Genomic DNA, 23,251 nt, shown 5'->3' with positions numbered 1-23,251 from the left:
TGCAAGCGTGGACACGTTCCGTAGTCGGCGTACTGGAGACTCGATGGCTACCTATCTGTATCGGCTCGGCAAGCTCAGCTTCCGCCGCCGAAGGCTGGTACTGGCGCTGTGGGTGGCGCTGCTCGCGGCGCTGGGGGTGGGCGCGTTCACGCTCTCCGGACCGGCCGCCGAGAACTTCTCGATTCCCGGTACCGAGGCCCAGGAGGCTCAGGACCTGCTCGCGCAGCGTTTCCCGCAGGCCGCGGCCGGCAACGCCCAGGCGCGGGTGGTCTTCGCCGCGCCGGCCGGGGAGAAGCTGACCGACCCGCAGAACCGGGCCGCCGTGGCGGCGACGGTCGCCCAACTGCGCGACCTCGGGCAGGTCGCGGACGTCACCGATCCGCTCGCCAGGACGGTCAACCAGGCCGGTACGGTCGCGTTCGCACAGGTCACGTACCAGGTTCAGGCGGACGGCATGACCGATGCGGATCGGGCGGCGTTGATCGCCGCGCTCGACGTCGGCCGGACCACCGGCCTGACCGTCGAGGCCGGCGGCGACGCGATGCAGGAGCGTGGCGGTGGGCAGAACGCCAGTGAGGTGATCGGTCTGGCGGTTGCCGCGGTGGTCCTGCTGATCACCTTCGGCTCACTGGTCGCGGCGGGGCTGCCCCTGCTCACGGCGATCATCGGGGTGGCCGCCGCGTTGGCCGCGATCCAGATCGCCTCGGGTTTCGTCGAACTCGGTGCCACCACTCCCACTCTCGCGCTGATGCTCGGGCTCGCCGTGGCGATCGACTACGCCCTGTTCATCGTCTTCCGTTACCGGCAGGAACTGGCCCAGGGGCGTACCGGTGTCGAGGCGGCCGGCCGCGCGGTCGGCACCGCCGGGTCCGCGGTGACCTTCGCCGGGCTGACCGTGGTGATCGCGCTCACCGCGTTGGCCGTGGTGAACATCCCGTTCCTGACTCAGATGGGCCTGGCCGCGGCCGGTGCGGTGGTGGTCGCCGTGTTCATCGCGTTGACCCTGCTGCCCGCCCTGCTCGGCTTCGTCGGATCGCGCGCCCTCGGCCGCCGGCAACGCCGTACGCCGGGCGCCGAGACGACCGCACCGGCGGCTCGGCGCACCGCCGGACGGCGCTGGGCCGAGCTGATCACCCGGCGTCCGCTGGTGGCGGTGCTCGCCGCCACGCTGGGCCTGCTCGTGGTCGCCGTCCCCGCCCTGGACCTGCGACTCGGCCTGCCGGGCGACAACATGGGCTCGGCGCAGAGCACCCAACGCAAGGCGTACGACCTGCTCACCGAGGGTTTCGGCGCGGGCTTCAACGGGCCCCTGATGGTGGTGGTGGACGCCGCGGGCAGCGCGGACCCGCAGGCTGCCGCAGCGGACGCCACGGCCACGGTCCAGGCTCTGTCCGGGGTTGCCACGGTCGCCCCGCCGGCCTTCAACCCCGCCGGTGACACGGCGATCCTCCAGGTGGTGCCGACCAGCGGACCGGACAGCGAGCAGACCACCGACCTCGTACACGCGATCCGGGACCAGGCGCCGGGACTGACCGACCGGACCGGGGCCGACCTGGCGGTCACCGGCGCCACCGCGATCAACATCGACATCTCGGCGCGGATGGGCGGGGCCCTGGTGCCGTACCTGGCGGTCATCGTGCTGCTGGCGTTCCTGCTGCTGACCGTGTTGTTCCGTTCGCTGCTGGTGCCGTTGAAGGCGATCGCCGGGTTCCTGCTCAGCGTGGCCGCGACGTTCGGCGCGCTGGTCGCGGTGTTCCAGTGGGGCTGGCTGTCCGGTCTGTTCGGGGTCGAACAGACCGGACCGATCGCCAGCCTGATCCCGGTGCTGCTCATCGGCATCGTCTTCGGGTTGGCGATGGACTACGAGGTCTTCCTGGTCACCCGGATGCGTGAGGAGTTCGTGCACGGCGCCGAGCCGACCCAGGCGGTGGTCAACGGCTTCAGCCACAGCGCGCGGGTGGTCACCGCCGCCGCCATCATCATGATCAGCGTGTTCGCCGGTTTCATCCTCGCCGACGAGTCGATCATCAAGTCGATCGGGTTCGCGCTCGCGGCGGCGATCCTCTTCGACGCCTTCGTGGTGCGGATGACCCTGGTACCGGCCGTGATGACGCTGCTCGGCAAGCGGGCCTGGGCACTGCCGGGCTGGCTGGACCGGATCCTGCCGGACGTGGATGTCGAAGGCGACCGGCTGCGTACGGCGGCCGAGCCGGCCCCGCCCGAGCGGGACCTGGTCGACGCCGCTCGCTGATCCGGGCCGCTCCGAGAACTGCCACCGGTCGACCCGGTGGCAGTTCTCGTTTCAGGTGACTGGCGCTCGACGGTACGGGCGATTTGTCCAGCGGAAACAAGCTGGCAATTTTAGTGCCATCGATGTTAACGTTCGCACAGTGGCGCCGCGTGCGGGAACACTGCCTCCGCAGGTGCCTCGATGTGACCGCCAACATGACGGGTTTCGGCGGGTTCGGGCCCACCGCCTCGCGGCCGTCGGCCCGCCCCGGCTGTGCCGCGTGCTGGTGGCCGCCGGCCGGACCGGGGTCCTCATGATCCCCCTTCCGTCGCCCCGAGGCGAATTCATCAGACCTATCGCTGCCTGCTCAGCTCCATGGCCGGCGAGCACGATCGTCACGAGCACGCATCTCTTCCAAACAGGGGCGTTGACGTTACATACCGGAAACGCTTAACGTCTGATGTCTAAGGCACGCGAGCTCCACCACCCCCGCCACCGTGTTTTGGAGGGATCCCCATGTCCCGTCCCCCGCTCACCCGACGCTCGCTACTGGCCGCCCTCGGCGCGGGTGGCGCCGCCGCCGCGGTCGGCATCGGTGCCGGCGGCATCGCCCGCCCGCTGCCCGCCCACGCCGCGATCCCCGGCCCCTCCAGCTACGCCGAGACGTGGGCCTCGGTCGGCCAGCACCCTGCGGCAGCCGAGTGGTTCCAGGACGCCAAGTTCGGCATCTACTTCCACTGGGGCGCGTTCAGTGTTCCGGCGTACGCCAACGAGTGGTACCCGCGCAACATGTACAACGCCGGCTCGAACGAGAACAACCACCACCGCAACACGTACGGCGACCCGTCGGTCTGGCCGTACCACAACTTCATCAACGGGGCGAACGACCGCTCGGGCCGGTTCGTGCAGTTCGCCCCACGGCTGCGCTCGGCCGGCGGCAACTTCGACCCCAACGAGTGGGCGCAACTGTTCGTCGACGCCGGGGCCCGGTTCGCCGGGCCGGTGGCCGAGCACCACGACGGTTTCTCCATGTGGAACAGCCAGGTCAACGAGTGGAACTCGGTGGCCCGGGGGCCGCGCCTGGATCTGCTGCGGCTGCACACCGACGCGATCCGGGCCCGAGGGCTCAAGGTCATGGTCGCCATGCACCACGCCTTCAACTTCACCGGCTTCTACGGCTGGGCGCCGCAGCAGTCCGACCCGAGCCTGCGCAAGCTGTACGGCCAGTTGGGCACCGCCGCGCAGGAGCAGCTCTGGTTCGACAAGCTGCGGGAGATCATCGACCAGGCGCAGCCGGACATCATCTGGCAGGACTTCGACCTGCGCCGGATCAGCGATGCCCAGCGGCTGCGGTTCCTGGCGTACTACTACAACCGGGCCGTCGCGTGGGACAAGGAGGTCGTCGCCACCTACAAGGACGGCCTGGAACTCGGCGGTGCGGTCTACGACTACGAGCGCGGTGGTCCGGCCGAGCTGCGTGAGCCCTACTGGCTCACCGACGACAGCATCAGCAGCTCCAGTTGGAGCTACACCGTCGGGCTCGGCTACTACACGCTCAACCAGATGCTGCACTCGTTGATCGACCGGGTCAGTAAGAACGGCAACATGGTGCTCAACATCGCGCCGATGGCCGACGGCACCATCCCGACCGGGCAGCAGACCCTGCTCCGCAGCATCGGTGACTACCTGCGCCGCTTCGGTGAGTCGATCTACTCCACCCGGGCCTGGACCGCCTTTGGTGAGGGGCCGACCCGGATGGGCGGCGGTTACTTCGTCGCGCCGGTGGCCGGCACGCCGCAGGACATCCGGTTCACCCGCAGCAAGGACAGCCGGGTGCTGTACGCCACGATCCTCGGCTGGCCGGGCAGCACGGTCAACATCACCACGCTCGCCTCGAACCGGATCAACCTCAGCTCGCTGGCCGGCGTACAACTGCTCGGCTCGACCGCCGGCAGCTACATCAACCTGCCGACCCGTACCCAGGACGCCACCGGGCTGCGGATCACCATGCCGTCGGCCAGCGCACCGTTCAGCGCGCCGGCGTACGTGGTCAAGCTGACCTTCAACGGTCCGATCCCGACGCTCGGCGGCGGACCCACCGTCTCGCCCCCGGTCAGCGTCTACCAGCACACCGGTTACGAGAACGGCGTCAACCTGGCGGTCGGCAGCTACACCGCGGCCCAGTTGCAGGCGGCCGGCGTCGGGCTGCGGACCATCTCGTCGGTCCGGGTCACCGCCGGCCACCAGCTCGTCGGGTACGCCAACGACAACTTCTCCGGCACCAGCTGGACCTTCACCAGCGACAACGCCGACCTGCGCAACACCGGCAACAACGACGCCATCGCCTCGCTGCGGGTCACCTTCAATCCGGCGACGTACCAGCGGATCACGAACGTGACCAACGGGCTGGTCCTCGACAGCGGCGGCAACGTCGCCTCCGGCGCGCAGCTGAAGCAGTGGAGCTGGGACAGCAGCACCAACCTGCAGTGGCAGCTCGTCGACCTGGGCACCGGCTACCACCGGATCGTCAACCGCACCAACGGGATGGTGGTCGACGGCTTCGGCGCCACCAGCAGCGGCGCCGCCGCGCAACAGGCGCCGTGGAACGGCAGCAACAACCAACAGTGGCAGATCACCGACCAGGGCAACCGGCGGTACCGGATCGCCAACCGGGCGACCGGGCTGGTGCTCGACGGCGGTGGTCAGGTCGCCTCCGGCTCCATCGTCAAGCAGTGGAGCTGGGACGGCAGCACCAACCTGCTGTGGACCATCACCGCAGTCTGATTCCCTCGCACTCCCGTCCGACCTGTGTCGCCGTGACCTTCAGGGTTGCGGCGACACACGTCGGATGACTCCCGAATATGGAGGAAGATCAATGAATCGTAGGGCTCTGCTGAGCGTGGGGCTGGCGACGATGCTCACCGCGTCCGCCACCTTCGCCGCCGGCTGCGGCAACGACGCGGGCGGCGGGACCGGCTCGGGCGGTTCCGAGCTGTTGGTCGGGGTGGACTACCCGCGCTCGGACACCGACTTCTGGAACTCCTACATCAAGTACGTGCCGCAGTTCGCGGGGGAGTTGGGGGTCGAGCTGAAGACCACCAACTCGCAGAACGACATCGCCAACCTGATCTCGAACGCGCAGACCTTCATGAGCCAGGGGGTCAAGGGCGTGGTGATGGCCCCGCAGGACACGGCGGCGATCGCCCCGACGCTGGCCCAACTGGACAGCCGGAAGATCCCGGTGGTCACCATCGACACCCGGCCGGATACCGGCAACGTGTTCATGGTGGTCCGCGCCGACAACCGCGCGTACGGCACCAAGGCCTGCCAGTTCCTCGGTGCCAAGCTCGGCGGCCAGGGCAAGGTCGTCATGCTCCAGGGCGGCCTCGACTCGATCAACGGTCGGGACCGCACCGAGGCGTTCAACGAGTGCATGCAGAAGGACTTCCCCGGCATCACCGTCTTCGGTGAGGCCACCGACTGGAAGGCGGACGTGGCGGCGTCGAAGTTGCAGACCCGGTTCGCCTCCGACCCGGACATCAAGGGCATCTACATGCAGTCGTCGTTCGCCCTGTCCGGCACCCTGCAGATCCTCAAGCAGCGGGGTCTCCAGGTGCCGCCGAGCGACCCGAAGCACGTCTTCGTGGTCTCCAACGACGGCATTCCGGAGGAGCTGAAGAACATCGGCGAGGGCCTCATCGACGCCACCGTCAGCCAGCCGGCCGACCTGTACGCCAAGTACGGGCTGGAGTACGTCAAGGCGGCGATCGAGGGCAAGACGTTCCAGCCCGGCCCGACCTCGCACGGCAGCAACATCATCCAGGTACGCGAGGGCCTGCTGGAGGACCAACTGCCGGCGCCGCTGGTGACCCTGGACGGGGCGCCCATCGGTGGCGAGCCCACGACGAAGTTCGATGACGCGTCGCTGTGGGGCAACAACGCATGAGTGCCACCCGGCAAGCCACGACCGACGGGCCGGTCGGCGACGACCGGCCCGTCGTCGAGGCGGTGAACATCACCAAACGTTTCGGGTCCACCCTGGCCCTGTCCGAGGCCGGCATCGTGGTCCGGCGCGGGGAGACGCACGCCCTGGTCGGGCGCAACGGCGCCGGCAAGTCGACCCTGGTCAGCATCCTCACCGGGCTGCACGCCGCGGACGAGGGCTGCGTCGCCTTCGACGGTCGGCCGGCGCCGCCGCTGGGCGACCGTGACGGGTGGCGACGGCAGGTCGCGTGCGTCTACCAGAAGTCGACGATCATTCCGACGCTGACCGTGGCGGAGAACCTGTTCCTCAACCGGCACGCCCGTGGGCCCGGCCGGCTGATCCGTTGGAGCACGTTGCGCCGGCAGGCACAGGAGTTGCTCGCCGAATGGTCGGTGGACGTCGACGTACGCCAGCCCGCCTCGACGCTCACCGTCGAGCAGCGACAGTTCGTGGAGATCGCCCGGGCGCTGTCCTTCGGAGCCCGCTTCATCATCCTCGACGAACCGACCGCCCAACTGGACGGCGCCGGCATCCAGCGGTTGTTCACCCGCATCCGCGACCTGCGCGCCCAGGGCGTCACGTTCCTGTTCATCAGCCACCACCTGCAGGAGATCTACGAGATCTGCGACCAGGTGACGGTGTTCCGCGACGCCCGGCACATCGTGACCGCCCCGGTGGCCGAGCTGAGCCGTCCGGCGCTGGTCGCGGCGATGACGGGGGAGGACGTGAGCATGCCCGAGGCGGTGCACCGTCCGTTGTCCGCCGACGTACCGGTGCTGCTGTCGGTGCGGGACCTGGTCACCGCCTCCGGCGCCGAACTGTCGCTGGAGGCGAGGGCCGGCGAGGTCGTCGGCATCGCCGGCGGCGGGGGCAGCGGCAAGGTCGAGGTGGCCGAGGCCATCGTCGGCCTGGCCCGCCCGGCGGGCGGGACGGTCACCCTCGACGGCCGGCAGTTGCGGGCGGGCAGCGTACCCGACGCGCTCGCCGCGGGCGTCGGTCTGGTCCCGCAGGACCGGCACCGGGAGGGCCTGGTGCCGTTGCTGTCCATCGCGGAGAACGTCACGATGACCGTGCCGCACCGGGTCGGGCGGCGTGGTCTCATCTCCCCGGCCCGCCGCGACGCCCTCGCCCGGCAGACCATCGCCGACCTCGCGATCAAGGCCGCCGGCCCTGAGGTGCCGGTCTCCGACCTGTCCGGGGGCAACCAGCAGAAGGTGGTCATGGGCCGGGCGCTGGCCAGCGACCCGAAACTGCTGGTGCTCATCACGCCGACCGCCGGGGTCGACGTGCGGTCCAAGCAGACCCTGCTCGGCGTCGTCGACGAGGTACGAGGCCGCGGCACGGCCGTGCTCGTCGTCTCCGACGAGCTGGACGACCTGCGGATCTGTGACCGCGTGCTGGTGATGTTCCAGGGGCGGGTCGTCCGCGAGATGGCCCACGGCTGGAGCGACAACGATCTGGTAGCCGCCATGGAAGGGGTGGATCTCCACCATGTCTGAGACGCTGTCCACCGCCGCGTCGCCGCCCACGGCGCCGCCACCGTCGCCACCGGCCTCGCCGCCGTCGCGGACCCTGGCCATCGCCCGGCTGCGCGACCTGGCCCTGGTCCCGGCGATCATCGCGGTCGCGATTGTCGGGTTCATCGTCAACCCGGTCTTCCTCAGCTCCGACAACATCATCAACGTGCTGCAGAGCATGTCGGAGATCGCCATCGTGGTCCTCGCCCAGACCATCGTGCTGATCACCGGGAAGATGGATCTGTCGCTGGAGTCCACCTTCGGGCTGGCCCCCGGCATCGCCGCCTGGCTGATCATCGACCCGGCCCTGACCCGCGGCCTCGGGCTCGACTTCCTCCCGTCGGCCTGGGCGGTCCCGGTCGTGCTGGCCGTCGGCGCCCTGGTCGGTGCCTTCAACGGGCTGCTCATCGTCCGGTTCGGGCTCAACGGGTTCATCGTCACGCTGGGCATGCTCATCGTGCTGCGGGGTCTGCTGACCGGCATCTCCGGCGGCCAGACGTTCTTCGCCCTGCCGGAGTCGATGACCTACCTCGGCTCGGCCAGCTGGTTCGGCGTTCCCGCCTCGATCTGGTTGTCGTTGCTGCTGTTCGGCGGCGGCATCGTCGTGCTGGGCTTCACCCGGGCCGGTCGGGCGCTCTACGCCATCGGCGGCAACGTCGACGCCGCCCGCGCCGCCGGTATCCGTACCGACCGGGTGCTGTGGATCGCCCTGATCGTCGCCAGCATGCTCGCCGCCCTGGCCGGGTTGCTGATGAGTGGCCGGCTCGCCGCGGTGCCCGCCGCGCAGGGCAGCGGCGCCATCTTCCAGGTGTTCGCCGCCGCGGTCATCGGTGGGGTCAGCCTCAACGGCGGCAAGGGAACGGTGTTCGGCGCCTTCACCGGCGTCCTGCTCCTGTTCATGATCATCAATGTGCTGACCCTGGCCGGAGTGCCCGCGCAGTGGACCAACTTCCTCAACGGCACGGTCATCCTGGTGGCCCTGGTGGTCTCCCGAATCACTGGAGGCAAGGCGCAGACATGACGTGGACCCCTCCGGCGGCCAGCGGGCCGAGGCGGACCGACGAATACCCGGCACAGGCAGATCGATCCCACAGGAGTTCCGGTGACTGAGCTCATCTCGTCCGTAGAAACCATCGACGTACGGTTCCCCACGTCCCGCCATCGTGACGGGTCAGACGCGATGAACCCGTTCCCGGACTACTCCGCCGCCTACGTGCTGCTGCGTACCACCGGCGGAGCCGAAGGGCACGGGCTGGTCTTCACGGTGGGCCGCGGCACCGAGATCCAGGTGGCGGCGGTGCAGTCGCTGGCCGCCATGGTGGTCGGTCAGCCGGTGGACGAGCTGATCGCCGACCCCGGCGCGCTGGCCCGGCGGCTCGTCGGCGACAGCCAGATCCGCTGGCTGGGGCCGGAGAAGGGCGTGGTGCACATGGCCGCCGGCGGCCTGGTCAACGCGGTCTGGGACCTGGCCGCCCGGCGGGCCGGCAAGCCGCTGTGGAAGCTGCTCGCCGACCTCACCCCGGAACAGATCGTGGCCCAGGTGGACTTCCGCTACCTGCGCGACGCCCTCACCGAGCAGGAGGCGTTGGCGCTGCTGCGGGCCGCCGCCGACGGCCGGGCCGAGCGTGAGCGGACGCTGCGGGCCGACGGCTACCCCGCCTACACCACCACGCCAGGTTGGCTGGGCTACGACGACGAGAAACTGGCCCGGCTCTGCAAGGAGGCCGTCGAGGCCGGGTACCAGCTGATCAAGCTCAAGGTCGGCGGGAACCTGGCCGACGACGTACGCCGGATGGGCATCGCCCGGCAGGCCGTCGGGCCGCACGTCCGCATCGCGGTGGACGCCAACCAGATCTGGGGCGTACCCGAGGCGATCCAGTGGATGCGCGAACTCGCCGAGTTCGACCCGTACTGGATCGAGGAGCCCACCTCACCGGACGACGTGCTCGGCCATGCCGCCGTACGCAAGGCCCTCGCCCCGGTCAAGGTGGCCACCGGCGAGCACGTGCACAACGCGGTGATGTTCAAGCAGCTGCTCCAGGCCGACGCGGTCGACGTGGTGCAGATCGACGCCTGCCGGGTCGCCGGGGTCAACGAGAACCTGGCCATCCTGCTGCTCGCCGCCAAGTTCGGGGTGCCGGTCTGCCCGCACGCCGGCGGCGTGGGCCTCTGCGAGCTGGTGCAGCACCTGGCCATGTTCGACTTCGTCGCGCTCAGCGGCAGCACCGACGACCGCGCCATCGAGTACGTCGACCACCTGCACGAGCACTTCGTGGATCCGGTACGCATCAGCGACGGTCGTTACCTGGCACCCACCGCGCCGGGCATGAGCGCCCAGCTCGTCCCCGCCGCGCTGGCCGACTACCGCTACCCGGACGGCCCGGAGTGGGCGGCGCCGACCATGGCGGGAGCACCGGCGGCATGATCATCGACGCGCACCACCACCTGTGGCGGCCGGAACGCGGCTACACCTGGCTCGACGAGCCGGAACTGGCCGCCATCCGCCGGCCGTTCACCCCGCAGGATCTGACCGCCGAGCTGACCGCGAGCGGGGTGCACGGCACCGTGCTGGTGGAGGGGGGTCGCTGCCATCCCGACGAGGCAGCGGAGTTCCTCGGCTACGCCGTCGACACCGCGCCGATCCTGGGCGTGGTGGCCTGGCTCGACGTGGCCGCCGGTGACGTCCGCGAGACCATCGGACGGTACCGGCGGCTGCGCGGTGGTGAGTTGCTGGTCGGGCTCCGTTCGCAGGTGCAGGGGGAGGCCGATCCGGACTATCTCGATCGGCCCGACGTGCGTCGTGGCCTGGCCGAGATCGCCGCCGCCGGGCTGGTGTTCGACCTGGTGATCCGGGCCGATCAGCTGCCGGCGGCGGCGCGGGTGGCGCAGGCGCTGCCGGACGTCCGCTTCGTCCTCGACCACCTCGGCAAGCCCCGGATCGACGAGGGCGCGGCGGGACTGCGGCGATGGCGGTCGCCCTTCGCCGACCTGGCGGCCAACCCCAATGTCACCGCGAAGCTGTCCGGCCTGGTGACCGAGGCGGGGCCGGGCTGGTCGCCGGAGGACCTGCGGCCCTTCGTCGAGGTGGCGGTCGAGCAGTTTGGGCCGGAACGTCTGATGTTTGGCTCGGACTGGCCGGTGTGCCTGCTCAGATCGGACTATTCGGGCGTACGGCGGGCGTTGGAGGCGGCGTTGCCGCCCCTGACCACCCCGGAGCGGTACGAGATCTTCGCCGGCACCGCGGTGCGTACCTACGAGTTGGCCGGGCGGGTGGCCCGGCTCGCCCCGACCGGACCACCCGCATGAACACCCCGCCGGGGCACGTCCACTTCGGACCCGCGCTAGGCGTCCGCCGCCTTGGCCGCGAGCACCATGCGCAACCACGCCTCGGAGGTGTTCACGTGCATCAGGGCGCTGGCCTGGGCGAGCAACTGGTCACGCGACCGCAGGGCAAGGTAGATCGAGTGGTGTTCGTCGATCGTCTTGTGTGCCGCGTTGCCCTCGATCAGGCCCCGCCACACCCGGGCGCGCAGCGTACCTGGACAGCCCGTCCAGCAGCGAGGTGAGCGTCTCGTTGCCGGTGGTGGCGATGACGGTGTGGTGGAAGGCGGTGTCGAACTGGATCAGCTTCTCGGCGTCGTCGGCCGCCGCCCGCATGTCCTCCAGGATCTGGGCCAGCTCGTCGAGTTCGGTGTCGGTCATCCGCAGCGCCGCCAGACCGGTGGCCACCGGCTCCAGCATCCGGCGTACCTCCATGACCTCCAGCAGGGTGTCGTCGCGCAGCAGCTCCACCGCGACACCCAGCCCCTCCAGCAGCAGTCGGGGAGCGAGGCTGGTCACGTAGGTGCCGTCGCCGCGTCGTACGTCGAGCACCCGGGCCGATTCGAGCACCTTCACCGCCTCCCGGACCCCGCTGCGGGACAGCCCCATCTGGGCGGCCAGTTGCGGCTCCGGTGGCAGCCGTGCCCCGGGCGGCAGCTCGCCGCTCTGGATCATGCTCCGGATCTTCGCGATCGCGTCGTCGGTCAGTGCCATCCACGCCCCCTTCGGACCGGCCTGCCTCGCGCCATCGGCGCGGATCCGCCGTCTGCGGCCGGCACCGGCAGCCCTCACCACTATAGAGACGTCCGACGTTTGTCGTCCCTGAGGTGCGCCTCGCCGTCCAGGCGGCGGGACCGGCGCCGCGCCACGACCGCCGAGAAGCGGCGACCCCTGGACACCCCGCCACCGGCCGACACCTCGATCAGGGAGGGTTTGACGTGCGACGTTACGGCTGGGTGATCCGGCTGCGGCCGGAGCGCCGGGAGGCGTACCTGCGGCTGCACGCCGCCGTCTGGCCCAGTGTCGAGCAGACCCTGCGGGCGGCCAACATCCGCAACTACAGCATCTTTCTCCACGACGACCTGCTGTTCGGCTACTACGAGTACGTCGGCGACGACCACGAGGCGGATCAGCGCCGGATCGCCGACGACCCGCAGACGCAGGCGTGGTGGAAACTGACCGACCCGTGCCAGGAATCCCTCGCCCCACCCGGATCGGGGCACTGGTGGGCCCCGATGCGCGAGGTCTGGCATCTGACCGAGGAGGCGGCGTGAACCGCAGCGCGTACTACGTCGGCGAGCAGAGCTTCGTCGTCGAGCAGAGCAGCCCGGAGCCGCCCGGCCCCGGCCAGGTCCGCATCGACGTCGCGTACACCGGCATCTGCGGCACCGACCTGCACATCGCCCATGGTGCGATGGACCAGCGGGTCCGGGTACCGGCGGTGATCGGCCACGAGATGTCGGGCCGCATCGTCGAGGTCGGTGCCGGCGTCGAGGGCCATCGGGTCGGTGATCCGGTGACCGTGATGCCGCTGGACTGGTGCGGCGAGTGCCCGGCCTGCCGCGCTGGGCACTCCCACATCTGTCACCGGCTCAACTTCGTCGGGATCGACTCGCCCGGCTCGATGCAGCAGTCCTGGACGGTCCCGGCGCGGATCCTGGTGCCGCTTCCGGCGGACCTGTCGCTGGCCCACGCCGCGCTGGTGGAGCCGACCGCGGTGGCCGTGCACGACGTCCGGCGCTCCCGGCTCGCCGCCGGTGAACACGCGGTGGTCATCGGGGCCGGCCCGGTCGGGCTGCTGATCGGCACGGTCGCGCAGGCGACCGGTGCCGAGGTGACCGTACTCGAACTCGACCCCCGGCGCCGCGAACTCGCCGCCGAACTCGGGCTGTCCACGGTGGATCCGTCCGCCGTCGATGTCGCCGGCTACGTCCAGGAGGTGACCGGGGGAGCCGGTGCCGAGGTGGTCTTCGAGGTGTCCGGCTCGGCCGCCGGGGTGCGCACCGCGACCGACCTGCTCGCCGTACGCGGGCGGCTGGTCGTCGTGGCGATCCATCCCACCCCGCGCGAGGTGGACCTGCACCGGATCTTCTGGCGCGAGCTGGAGGTGATCGGGGTACGCGTCTACGAGCACGCGGACTACGTCGAGGCGGTCCGGCTGGTGCACGGCGGGCAGGTGCCGGCCGATCGTCTGATCTCTCGAATCGTGCCCCTGGCCGAGGTGGCGCAGGCGTTCCAGGCGCTCGCCGCCGGTGGCGACGTCAAGGTACTCGTCGACTGTGGAGGCAACGCGTGAGCCTGTTCGACCTCAGCGGCCGGCTGGCCGTGGTGACCGGCTGCCGGCGCGGCATCGGCCTGGCGATGGCGGACGCCCTCGCGGCGGCCGGCGCTGACGTGATCGGGGTGAGCGCCGCGTTGGAGGAGACCGGCAGCGAGGTCGCCGAGCGGGTGGGCGCGCATGGTCGTTCGTTCCTGCCGTACCGGGCCGACCTGTCCGACCGGGGCGCTGTCCGCGCGCTCACCGAGTGGCTCGGCCAGCGGGATCGGCCGGTCGACATCCTGGTCAACAACGCCGGCACGATCCGCCGCGCGCCTGCGGCCGAGCACGCCGACGAGGACTGGGACCACGTACTGGAGGTCGATCTCTCGGCGCCGTTCGTGCTCGCCCGCGAGATCGGTCGGGGCATGATCGCCCGTGGCCACGGAAAGATCATCTTCACCGCGTCGATGCTGAGCTTCCAAGGGGGCATCACCGTGCCCGGCTACGCCGCCGCGAAGTCGGGGGTCGCCGGGCTGACCCGTGCGTTGGCCAACGAGTGGGCGCGGCACGGGGTGAACGTCAACGCCATCGCGCCGGGCTACATCAGTACCGACAACACCCAGGCGCTACGCGAGCAGCCGGAGCGCAACCAGGCGATCCTGGAGCGGATCCCGGCCGGGCGCTGGGGTCGGCCCGACGACCTCGCGGGAATCACCGTCTTCCTGGCCTCCGACGCGGCGGCCTACGTGCACGGGGCGATCATCCCGGTCGACGGTGGGTGGCTCGCCCGCTGAGCGGTGGATGTCCCACCTGCCCTTGCAATGTTATCGATAACATTATATCTTTCGATATAAGGGTGTATGACACCCTTCGTCGCCCGCGACGGACACCGTCGGGCACCGCCAGCAGGGCATCCGAGTTGCTGGTGACCGGCCTCGACCGTTTTTCGGCGGCGTCACCAGGGCGGGCGTTGGGCGGCTCGCCGACCGCCACGAGGCGTGGCCGGGTCCGGGCACTTGCGCCGCCGCTTCCGGCGGCGAAGCCATCCGCCCGGCCGGCCCTGCGGCTCATCGTTGCCGGCCACCCTGGCGCGCCCCTCGCGAGGTCCCACCAAGCTGCACCCCGGTTGCCAGAAGGGAGGAATCCCCTGTCCGCGAACCGCTGACCGGGTGTCCCGCGTCCTCCGTCCCGCCGGGCGAGCCCGGCTTGCGACGCCCACCCCGATCGAGCGCATGCACCGGGCAGCGTCCTCGGGCGCTGCCGTCCACACCATCACCGACGGTGCCTGGCACCGTCCCCGCGTCGTCAGACGCGAAAGGAGATCCTCATGCGCCTGCGAACGTACCGACCCGGCCTCGAAGCGAGGGGAGCCGCGAGATGTTGACGCGTAGATCCCTCTACCGACCGGTGGCCGTCCTGCTCGCACTGACCCTGGCCGGCGCGGCGCTGCAGCCGGCTCCGGCCGCCGCCGCACCGACCACCGGCGCGGCCACCGTGACCGCTGACGTGGGCACCTTGGCCGCGACCGCCGGCTGCGGCCGGGCTCCGGGCCTGAACAGCGGCACCCACACCATCCAGAGCAACGGCAAGAGCCGCAGCTTCATCCTCCGGCTGCCCGGAAACTACAACAACAACAATCCGTACCGGCTGGTGTTCGGGTTCCACTGGTGGGGCGGCACCGCCGTCGACGTGGACACCGGCCAGACCGTGCAACGGGACGTGTGGTCGTACTACGGGCTCCAGCGGCTGGCGAACAACAGCGCGATCTTCGTCGCGCCGCAGGGCCTCGGCAACGGCTGGGCCAACGCCGGCGGCGAGGACGTCACCTTCGTCGACGACATGCTGCGGGTGATCGAGCAGGCCCTCTGCGTGGAGACGACCCAGCGCTTCGCGGTCGGGTTCAGCTACGGCGGCGCGATGAGCTACGCACTGGCCTGTGCCCGGGCGAACGTCTTCCGGGCGGTCGCCGTCTACGGCGCCCCACGGGAACTCAGCGGATGCAGCGGCGGCAGCCAGCCGATCGCGTACTTCGGTGCCCACGGCATCAGCGACAACATCACCTCCGGGCGGGCGCTGCGAGACCGGTTCGTCCGCAACAACGGCTGCACCGCCCAGAATCCGCCGGAGCCGGCGCAGGGCAGCCTCACCCACCGCACCACCACCTACTCCGGCTGCCGGGCCGGCTACCCGGTGGTCTGGGCCGCCTTCGACGGCGGTCACATCGCCGCGCCGCAGGACGGCGCGCCGGGCGACAGCGGCTCGCGGACCTGGCTGCCCGGCGAGACGTGGAACTTCTTCACCCAGTTCGGTGGCACCACTCCGCCGCCGGGCAACGGCGGCATCCCCACCGGCTGGGCGAGGATCACCAACGTCGCCACCGGCCTGTCCCTGGACAGCGGCGGATCCGTGCCGACCCAGTCGATGTTGAAGCAGTGGAGCTACAACGGGAACTCGAACCTGCAGTGGCAGCTCGTCGACTCCGGCGGCGGCTTCTACCGGCTGGTCAACCGCACCAACGGGATGGTGGCCGACAGCTGGGGCGACGCCAGCAACGGAGCGACCGCGGTGCAGGCGCCGTGGAACGGCCACGTGAACCAACAGTGGCGATTGACCGACCTGGGCAATGGCCGGTACCAGGTGATCAACCGGGGCACCGGCACGGCGCTGGACTCCGGCGGCGACACCACCGTCGGCTCGCGGGTCAAGCTGTGGGCGCCGGACGGCAGCCCGAACCTGCAGTGGACCATCACCGCGATCTGAACCTGACCGGCGTCGGTGCACATCGGCGCCATTCGGCACTCGGCTGACCGGCAAGGGCCGGGGGTGGCTTCGGGAATCCGGAGGCCACCCCCGGATTCCCGCCGCTAGAAGGGGGATCCATGCGGCTGACCGGCCGGATGAGGTACGCGGCACACGCGTCCAGGCGCACCATCGTCGACCCTGCCGAGCAGGCCGATCGTACGCGCCGTCAGTACCTCGAACCGAGTAGGGAAGAGGTGGCCGTGGCCGCCGCCTTCGACCTCTCGTACCGCGATCTGCCCGCCGGTACGCGGCGGCTGTTGCGGTATCTCGGCCTGCACCCGGGCCCGGACTTCGACGTGCGCGCCGCCGCGGCGCTGGGCAACCTGACCCTCGTGCACGCCCGACGTGCCCTGGCTGAGCTGAGCCAGCGCGACCTGATCGTCCAGCGCGGCACTCGCTACCGGATACCCGAGCTGATCGCCGAGCACGTACGCCGGCTGGCCGTGGACGAACCGGCCGTACTCCGCGCCGCCGCCCTCGACCGGCTGGCCCAAATCGGACCGACACACCATCCCGGTCGCGCTGTCGCGGCCAGGCCGGGAGGCGACGACTGATCAGCCTTGACGCCCGGGAGGCATCCGTTCACATCTGATGTCTAGCCCCGATGGTCACCGGTCTGTCGGCGCCTCCGCGCGCCCCGGCGGACCGCCTCCGGCTGCCCGGAAACCCGCGACTTCCAGGTAATTTGTTGGCCCTGTGACCGGCAGGTATCGACCATTGCCCATCGAGTCGAGCGGGAGTAACATTCGCGAAACACATCAGATGTCTGCCTGTTTCGCAGGCTACCGGCGACCTGACGCATTGCGGCCGCGGCTGGCTCCGACGGGCTGATTCAGAAATTGGCTCTTCATAGTTCCCGCGCTTCGGGTGGCCGAGATCGGTCACCGGTTGGAGGATCGATGTCAGACCTGACCCGACGGCAGGCCCTCAAGATCGGCGCGGCGGGTGCCGGTGGCGCCCTGCTGCCGCTGCCGTGGACCGCGATCGCCCGAGCCGACTCGGTGGCACCACCACAGGTGCTGGCGGCCGGCGACCTGGCGCTCTGGTACGACCGGGCCGCCGGCACCGACTGGCTCCGTGCACTACCGATCGGCAACGGCCGACTCGGCGCCATGGTGTTCGGCAACACCGACACCGAACGACTACAGCTCAACGAGGACACCGTCTGGGCTGGCGGACCGCACGACCCGAGCAACCCCAGAGGACTGGGCGCGCTCGCGGAGATCCGGCGGCTGGTCTTCGCCAACCAGTGGACCCAGGCCCAGGATCTGATCAACCAGAACATGATCGGCAACCCGGGCGGGCAGTTGGCCTACCAGACCGTCGGCAACCTTCGGTTGGCCTTCCCCTCGGGCAGCGCCTCCCAGTACGAGCGGCAACTGGACCTGACCACCGCGACCACCTCCTGCTCGTACGTGGTGAACGGGGTGCGCCACCAGCGGGAGGTGTTCGCCAGCGCGCCGGACCAGATCATCGCGATGCGGCTGACCGCCGACCGGACCGGCTCGATCACCTTCACCGCCACCTTCGACAGCCCGCAGCGCACCACGGTGTCCAGCCCGGACGGGTCCACGATCGCCCTGGACGGCGTCTCCGGCAACCAGGAGGGCGTCACCGGCGCCGTCCGGTTCCTCGCCCTGGCGCACGCCACCGTGAGCGGCGGCACCGTGACCAGTTCCGGCGGCACGTTGCGGGTCACCGGCGCCAACAGCGTGACCCTGCTGATCTCGATCGGCTCCAGCTACGTCAACTACCGCAACGTCGGTGGCGACTACCAGGGCATCGCGCGCCGGCATCTCACCGCGGCCCGGGCCAGCAGCTACGACCAGCTGCGCGCCCGGCACGTGGCCGACTACCAGACCCTGTTCAACCGGGTGAGTCTCGACCTGGGGCGTACCTCCGCCGCGGACCAGCCCACCGACGTCCGCATCGCGCAGCACAACACGGTCAACGATCCGCAGTTCTCCGCGCTGTTGTTCCAGTTCGGCCGGTACCTGCTGATCGCGTCCTCCCGGCCCGGTACCCAGCCGGCGAACCTCCAGGGCATCTGGAACGACTCGCTGACCCCGGCCTGGGACTCGAAGTACACCATCAACGCCAACCTGCCGATGAACTACTGGCCGGCCAACACCACGAACCTGTCGGAGTGCCACGCGCCGGTCTTCGACATGATCAGAGACCTTTCGGTCGCCGGGGCCCGCACCGCCCAGGTGCAGTACGGCGCCGGCGGCTGGGTCACCCACCACAACACCGACGCCTGGCGGGCCACCTCCGTGGTCGACGGCGCGTTCTGGGGCATGTGGCAGACCGGCGGCGCCTGGCTGGCCACCATGATCTGGGACCACTACCTGTTCACCGGCGACCTCGAATTCCTCCGGGCCAACTACCCCGCGATGAAGGGCGCCGCCCAGTTCTTCCTCGACACCCTCGTCACCGAACCCAATCTCGGCTACCTGGTCACCAACCCCTCCAACTCGCCGGAGATCGGCCACCACGCCAACGCCAGCGTCTGCGCCGGCCCCACGATGGACAACCAGATCCTGCGGGATCTCTTCGACGGCTGCGCGCGGGCCAGTGAGCTGCTCAACGTCGATGCCACCTTCCGCGCCCAGGTAAGAGCCACCCGGGACCGGCTCGCCCCGACCCGGATCGGCTCGCGCGGCAACATCATGGAGTGGCTGTACGACTGGGTGGAAACCGAACGCACCCACCGGCACATCTCCCACCTCTACGGCCTGGCCCCCAGCAACCAGATCACCAAACGCGGCACCCCGCTGCTCTTCGAAGCCGCCCGGCGCACGTTGGAGATCCGTGGCGACGACGGCACCGGCTGGTCCCTGGCCTGGAAAATCAACTTCTGGGCCCGGATGGAAGAGGGCAACCGCGCCCACGACCTGATCCGCTACCTCGCCACCCCCGCCCGCCTCGCCCCCAACATGTTCGACCTGCACCCACCGTTCCAGATCGACGGCAACTTCGGCGCCACCGCCGGCATCGCCGAAATGCTGCTACAAAGCCACGCCAACGAACTGCACCTGCTACCGGCACTGCCGACGGCCTGGCCCAGCGGACGGGTCAGCGGCCTGCGGGGCCGGGGCGGGCACACCGTCGGCATCACCTGGAGCAACGGCCAGGCCAGCGAGATCCTCGTCCGGCCGGACCGGGCCGGCACGGTGCGCCTGCGGGGCCGGATGTTCACCGGCACCTTCACCGTGGTCGACACCGCCGACGGCTCGGCGGCCCGGACCACCCGGATCGAGTCCGACCTCATCGAGGTCACCGTCGCGGCCGGGCGCACCTACCGGGCCACCGGCTCCGGCACCGTTCCCACCCCACCCACCTTGGAGCGGAGCTTCACCAACGTCAGCACCACCAACGACACCAACACCGGCGCCGGGAACTTCGACGGCAACGGGGCCACCCTCTCCGCCCAGGCCCTGGCCCAGGCCGGGGTCACCCCGGGCAGTACGGTGAGTCGCAACGGGGTGAACTTCCGCTGGCCCAACGTCGCCCCGGGTGGTGCCGACAACGCCATCGCCTCCGGACAGTCGATCAGCGTGACCGGCACCGGACGCACCCTCGGTTTCCTCGCGACCGGCACGTACGGTGCCGTCTCGGGCACCGCCACCGTGGTCTACGCCGACGGCACCCGGCAGAGCTTCACCCTGAGCACCCCCGACTGGTACGGCGGACCGCACGCCGGTGCCACCGCCGCCATCGTGATGGCGTACCAGAACCGGCCCGGCAACCAGCGGCAGAACACTGCTGCCTGCGTCTACTACGTCGGGGTGGCGTTGCAGAACAAGGCGGTCGCCCGGATCGAACTGCCCAACATCAGCGCGCGGCCCGCCGCCGGCGTACCGACCATGCACATCTTCGCCATCGCGATCGGGGCCTGACGCCAGACACGCGAACGGGCCCGCGCTGGTGCGCGGGCCCGGTACCCCCGGGCTCGCCGGCCGCACCACCTGGTGCGGCCGGCGAGCCGTGTCAGGACACTCCGGTCACCCGGTTCGTCACCGCTGAGCCAGCAGCCACTGCAGGATGCTGCTGTCCTCGTACGTCGGGCCGTAGGCCGCGTGGTAGTCGGGCAGCGAGAACGCCTCGTTGCCGTACTCCGTGTAGCGCAGCAGCTCGGCGATCTGCTCGGGCGACTTGCCCCGTGCCTCGTACGCCGACCGCAACGCGGCCTGGGAATTGCGCGCCAGCGAGATGTTGAGCAGGTGGTCGTTGACGCCGTGGGTGATCCAGAGCGGCACCTCGCCGGCGGCGATGGCCGTCGCCTGGCTGGCGCTGACCTGGAAGCCACCGGTGACCAGGCCGGCGGTGAACAGGTCCGGACGCTTGGCGAACGCCTCCCACAGCAGACGCGAGCCGTACGAGACGGTGGTGGCGTACACCCGGCCGGTGTCCACCGAGTAGTCCTTGACGAACTGCTCGACCAGCCTGATCAGCAGGTCACCCTCGGCGGGCAGGCCCACCCGCTGGTTCTGCGGAGCCAGCACGATGACATCCTCGGTGCTGCCGGTCCAGCTCGACTGGAGCCAGGCCGTCGCCGGAATGTCGGCGGCGATCTGTACGCCCAGGTTGTCGCCGTCCCAGCCCATCCCGTGACCGGGCAGGACCACCATCAGCGGGTACTTCTTACCGGGCTGGTAGTTCTTCGGCAGGTGGTAGTGGTACGGCAGCACCATGCCACCGCTGAGGTACGAGCCGTACTCGAAGTCGTCGACGAGCAGGTTGACGGCCTTCTCGGTGACCCGGTGCGAGGTCTTCGGCGCCGCCTTGGCCAGCACCGGGCCCTTGCCCTGGCCGTTGCCCGGCTGCGCGTGGACGTCCTTGCGCTGTACCACCTGGGTCGGCAGGTCCTCGTTCACCTTGACGTGGCAGAGGAAGGTCGGGCACTTGGAGAGGATGACCGTCCAGCCGAGGTTCTCGTCCGGGTCCAACTCGACGATGACGTACCGGCCCGGTGCCGACCGGCGGTCGGATCGGGTGGTCGGCGCGCTGTTGGTGTAGGTGTGGGTGACCTTCCGCTCGGCCAGCTTGGGCAGGTCGTCGATCGGGTTGAAGCGGAAGTTGTACTTCGTGTCGGACACCGAGAAGGTCGAGTTGTCCAGGGTGCGCGGGTTGACCGTCGTCGGGTACTCGACGGCCACGGCCGACACCTTCTGACCGTAGGTGTAGACGGTGGTGATGGGGGTGATGCTGGTGATGCCGCCGGCACCGCCCCGGTCGCTGGCCGCGGCATAGGCCGTGCCGGACAGGCCGAGCGCCAGCGCCGCGGCGCTGGCGATCAGCGTCCTGCGCAGTCTCATCGATCCTCCTTCGTGGGACGCGACTGGCCCGTCTTCCCGGGGTCACGCGCGTCCGTGGCAGTGGTGGGGGTGGTGTCCAGGGAGACAGTCGCTAAACTGATTTAGCAGAGCATCTGCCCGGGGTGCGTCCGGTGTCAAGACCAATTCGGCAACGGGCCGGAAACGCCGGGTTCATACCGACCGGACGCGGATCGGTCGATGGGTCGGGCCGGGCGCCCGTGGCGATGCCGATCCGTCGGTGCCGGGGCGCCGTGATGGTGCGGATGCCCGTGGCGCGCGTCCGCTCTCCGGACGCGCGTTGCCGGTTGCGGTCGACGCGATGCGCTCTGTGTCGGGTGCCGTCCCGGGGGTATCATCCTGTGTCGATGAGAGCCTCCGGATGTGGTCGCCACGGGCGCCGGTCCCGTTCCCGCTACACCGCTCTGACCTGCGGCAACCTGGCCGATCGGACGAGCGGTGGGAACGTTACGAGACCGTGACCGCTGGATTTCGAAACAGGTGTTGACCTGGCGAATGTGAGCGCTAACACTTGGCCTCCAAGTGCGACCCGGCAGCCGTCTGACGGCGCGAATTCAGATTGGGGAAGCCAGTGAGCAGAAGAATCCTGGCCGTTCTCGGTAGCGCCGTCCTGGCGCTGAGCATGGCGGCCTGTAGCGGCGAGGGTGCCGGCAGTGGCGGTAACGACAGCGACAAGCCCGGCGATCTGACCATCGGCGTCTCGATGCCCACCCAGACCTCCGAGCGGTGGATCGCCGACGGCAACTCCGTCAAGGAGAAGCTGGAGGCCAAGGGCTACAAGGTGGACCTGCAGTACGCCGGCGACGACATCCCCACCCAGTCGCAGCAGGTCGACCAGATGATCACCCGTGGTGCGGACGTGCTGATCATCGCGGCGATCGACGGCACGGCGCTGAGCGGGCAGTTGCAGGCGGCGGCCGACGCCAAGATTCCGGTCATCGCCTACGACCGGCTCATCCGGGACAGCCCGAACGTCGACTTCTACGTCAGCTTCGACAACTACAAGGTCGGTGTGGCGCAGGCGACCGCGTTGCTGGTCGGCCTCGGCGTACAGAACAAGGACGGCTCGAAGGGCAACGCGAGCGGGCCGTTCAACATCGAGCTGTTCGCCGGCTCGCTCGACGACAACAACGCCCACTTCTTCTTCAACGGCGCGATGGACACCCTCAAGCCGTTCGTCGACGACGGCACGCTCAAGGTGAAGTCCGGGCAGACCAAGATCGAGCAGGTGGCGATCCTGCGCTGGCAGCAGGAGGCCGCGCAGAAGCGGATGGAGGACCTGCTGACGTCGAGCTACAACGACGGTGGCAAGGTCGCCGGCGTGCTCTCGCCGTACGACGGTCTGTCGCGGGGCATCATCACCGCCCTGCAGAACGCCGGCTACCGCGGCGACATGCCGGTGGTGACCGGGCAGGACGCCGAGATCGCCTCGGTCAAGCTGATCAACGACGGGGTGCAGAGCTCCACCATCTTCAAGGACACCCGACTGCTGGCCGAGCAGGCCGTGGTCGCCGGTGAGTCGTTCCTCCAGGACAAGTCGCCGGAGGCCAACGACACCGAGACCTACAACAACGGGGTCAAGGTCGTCCCGTCGTACCTGCTGCCGGTGCAGACCGTGTTCAAGGACGACATCAAGCCCGTCCTGATCGACTCGGGCTACTTCACCGCCGAAGAGGTCGCCTCCGGCCAGGCCAAGGGCTGACGGTGACTCGCCGGGCTCGGCGGTGGTGCCCGCCGCCGAGCCCGGATTTCTCTCGCATTGACTACTCTGCTTTCTCACCACGATCTAGACCGCAGGAC

16 protein-coding genes are annotated in these 23,251 nt (G+C 69.9%); 14 read left to right on the top strand and 2 right to left on the bottom strand.

Features of this window, described 5'->3' with window-relative positions; all coding sequences use genetic code 11:
- The first annotated feature begins 43 nt into the window (after window positions 1-43).
- The 7 genes from E0H26_RS01930 (at window position 44) to E0H26_RS01900 (ending at window position 11,038) form a co-directional block, all read left to right on the top strand.
- Window positions 44-2,251 (top strand): MMPL family transporter, encoded by a 2,208-nt coding sequence (locus E0H26_RS01930; RefSeq protein ID WP_131300088.1) that lies wholly within the window; start codon window positions 44-46, stop codon window positions 2,249-2,251.
- A 495-nt stretch (window positions 2,252-2,746) separates the two neighbouring features.
- Complete coding sequence (locus E0H26_RS01925) at window positions 2,747-5,014, top strand: alpha-L-fucosidase (protein WP_131300087.1); 2,268 nt, start codon at window positions 2,747-2,749, stop codon at window positions 5,012-5,014.
- 91 nt (window positions 5,015-5,105) lie between these two features.
- Window positions 5,106-6,176 carry a sugar ABC transporter substrate-binding protein gene (locus tag E0H26_RS01920; RefSeq protein WP_131300085.1) on the top strand — a complete coding sequence of 357 codons (1,071 nt, stop codon included), beginning with the start codon at window positions 5,106-5,108 and terminating at the stop codon, window positions 6,174-6,176.
- On the top strand, window positions 6,173-7,714 hold the full coding sequence (locus E0H26_RS01915) for a sugar ABC transporter ATP-binding protein (RefSeq protein ID WP_131300084.1): 1,542 nt from the start codon (window positions 6,173-6,175) through the stop codon (window positions 7,712-7,714). The genes E0H26_RS01920 and E0H26_RS01915 overlap by 4 nt, the downstream gene beginning before the upstream one ends.
- On the top strand, window positions 7,707-8,753 hold the full coding sequence (locus E0H26_RS01910; RefSeq protein WP_131300082.1) for an ABC transporter permease: 1,047 nt from the start codon (window positions 7,707-7,709) through the stop codon (window positions 8,751-8,753). The genes E0H26_RS01915 and E0H26_RS01910 overlap by 8 nt, the downstream gene beginning before the upstream one ends.
- Window positions 8,754-8,834: 81 nt before the next feature.
- Complete coding sequence (locus tag E0H26_RS01905) at window positions 8,835-10,157, top strand: enolase C-terminal domain-like protein (protein WP_131300081.1); 1,323 nt, start codon at window positions 8,835-8,837, stop codon at window positions 10,155-10,157.
- Window positions 10,154-11,038: an amidohydrolase family protein gene (locus E0H26_RS01900; protein WP_131300079.1), complete on the top strand. Its 885-nt coding sequence runs from the start codon at window positions 10,154-10,156 to the stop codon at window positions 11,036-11,038. The genes E0H26_RS01905 and E0H26_RS01900 overlap by 4 nt, the downstream gene beginning before the upstream one ends.
- A gap of 129 nt (window positions 11,039-11,167) precedes the next feature.
- On the opposite strand, the gene E0H26_RS01895 is transcribed toward E0H26_RS01900, so the two are convergent.
- Window positions 11,168-11,767, bottom strand: a complete 600-nt coding sequence (locus tag E0H26_RS01895; RefSeq protein ID WP_240741962.1) for a FadR/GntR family transcriptional regulator — start codon at window positions 11,765-11,767, stop codon at window positions 11,168-11,170.
- A 224-nt stretch (window positions 11,768-11,991) separates the two neighbouring features.
- Between E0H26_RS01895 and E0H26_RS01890 the strand changes: the two genes are divergently transcribed.
- The 6 genes from E0H26_RS01890 (at window position 11,992) to E0H26_RS01865 (ending at window position 20,014) form a co-directional block, all read left to right on the top strand.
- On the top strand, window positions 11,992-12,327 hold the full coding sequence (locus E0H26_RS01890; protein WP_131300077.1) for an L-rhamnose mutarotase: 336 nt from the start codon (window positions 11,992-11,994) through the stop codon (window positions 12,325-12,327).
- Complete coding sequence (locus E0H26_RS01885) at window positions 12,324-13,349, top strand: zinc-dependent alcohol dehydrogenase (RefSeq protein WP_131300076.1); 1,026 nt, start codon at window positions 12,324-12,326, stop codon at window positions 13,347-13,349. The genes E0H26_RS01890 and E0H26_RS01885 overlap by 4 nt, the downstream gene beginning before the upstream one ends.
- On the top strand, window positions 13,346-14,107 hold the full coding sequence (locus E0H26_RS01880; protein WP_131300073.1) for an SDR family oxidoreductase: 762 nt from the start codon (window positions 13,346-13,348) through the stop codon (window positions 14,105-14,107). The genes E0H26_RS01885 and E0H26_RS01880 overlap by 4 nt, the downstream gene beginning before the upstream one ends.
- 583 nt (window positions 14,108-14,690) lie before the next feature.
- Window positions 14,691-16,073 carry an RICIN domain-containing protein gene (locus tag E0H26_RS01875; RefSeq protein ID WP_131300070.1) on the top strand — a complete coding sequence of 461 codons (1,383 nt, stop codon included), beginning with the start codon at window positions 14,691-14,693 and terminating at the stop codon, window positions 16,071-16,073.
- A gap of 119 nt (window positions 16,074-16,192) precedes the next feature.
- The gene (locus E0H26_RS01870) at window positions 16,193-16,669 is read left to right on the top strand and encodes a hypothetical protein (RefSeq protein ID WP_131300068.1); all 477 of its coding nucleotides are present in this window, start codon (window positions 16,193-16,195) and stop codon (window positions 16,667-16,669) included.
- A gap of 345 nt (window positions 16,670-17,014) precedes the next feature.
- Window positions 17,015-20,014, top strand: a complete 3,000-nt coding sequence (locus E0H26_RS01865; protein WP_131300065.1) for a glycoside hydrolase family 95 protein — start codon at window positions 17,015-17,017, stop codon at window positions 20,012-20,014.
- Window positions 20,015-20,131: 117 nt separating this feature from the next.
- On the opposite strand, the gene E0H26_RS01860 is transcribed toward E0H26_RS01865, so the two are convergent.
- Window positions 20,132-21,433 carry a hypothetical protein gene (locus E0H26_RS01860; RefSeq protein WP_131300063.1) on the bottom strand — a complete coding sequence of 434 codons (1,302 nt, stop codon included), beginning with the start codon at window positions 21,431-21,433 and terminating at the stop codon, window positions 20,132-20,134.
- 589 nt (window positions 21,434-22,022) lie between these two features.
- Between E0H26_RS01860 and chvE the strand changes: the two genes are divergently transcribed.
- Window positions 22,023-23,153: a multiple monosaccharide ABC transporter substrate-binding protein gene (gene chvE / locus E0H26_RS01855; RefSeq protein WP_131300061.1), complete on the top strand. Its 1,131-nt coding sequence runs from the start codon at window positions 22,023-22,025 to the stop codon at window positions 23,151-23,153.
- Window positions 23,154-23,251: the final 98 nt, after the last annotated feature.

The organism is Micromonospora zingiberis, assembly GCF_004331455.1.
Taxonomy (GTDB): domain Bacteria; phylum Actinomycetota; class Actinomycetes; order Mycobacteriales; family Micromonosporaceae; genus Micromonospora; species Micromonospora zingiberis.
The sequence above is the reverse complement of the archived record's forward strand: the minus strand, read 5'-3'. Positions and strand labels throughout refer to the sequence as shown.

What these genes read in the sequence shown, in the direction of transcription:
- E0H26_RS01930 (WP_131300088.1), top strand. Translation starts at nt 44, where the DNA reads ATGGCTACCTATCTGTATCGGCTCGGCAAGCTCAGCTTCCGCCGCCGA.
- E0H26_RS01925 (WP_131300087.1), top strand. Translation starts at nt 2,747, where the DNA reads ATGTCCCGTCCCCCGCTCACCCGACGCTCGCTACTGGCCGCCCTCGGC.
- E0H26_RS01920 (WP_131300085.1), top strand. Translation starts at nt 5,106, where the DNA reads ATGAATCGTAGGGCTCTGCTGAGCGTGGGGCTGGCGACGATGCTCACC.
- E0H26_RS01915 (WP_131300084.1), top strand. Translation starts at nt 6,173, where the DNA reads ATGAGTGCCACCCGGCAAGCCACGACCGACGGGCCGGTCGGCGACGAC.
- E0H26_RS01910 (WP_131300082.1), top strand. Translation starts at nt 7,707, where the DNA reads ATGTCTGAGACGCTGTCCACCGCCGCGTCGCCGCCCACGGCGCCGCCA.
- E0H26_RS01900 (WP_131300079.1), top strand. Translation starts at nt 10,154, where the DNA reads ATGATCATCGACGCGCACCACCACCTGTGGCGGCCGGAACGCGGCTAC.
- E0H26_RS01895 (WP_240741962.1), bottom strand. Translation starts at nt 11,767, where the DNA reads ATGGCACTGACCGACGACGCGATCGCGAAGATCCGGAGCATGATCCAG.
- E0H26_RS01875 (WP_131300070.1), top strand. Translation starts at nt 14,691, where the DNA reads ATGTTGACGCGTAGATCCCTCTACCGACCGGTGGCCGTCCTGCTCGCA.
- E0H26_RS01870 (WP_131300068.1), top strand. Translation starts at nt 16,193, where the DNA reads ATGCGGCTGACCGGCCGGATGAGGTACGCGGCACACGCGTCCAGGCGC.
- E0H26_RS01865 (WP_131300065.1), top strand. Translation starts at nt 17,015, where the DNA reads ATGTCAGACCTGACCCGACGGCAGGCCCTCAAGATCGGCGCGGCGGGT.
- E0H26_RS01860 (WP_131300063.1), bottom strand. Translation starts at nt 21,433, where the DNA reads ATGAGACTGCGCAGGACGCTGATCGCCAGCGCCGCGGCGCTGGCGCTC.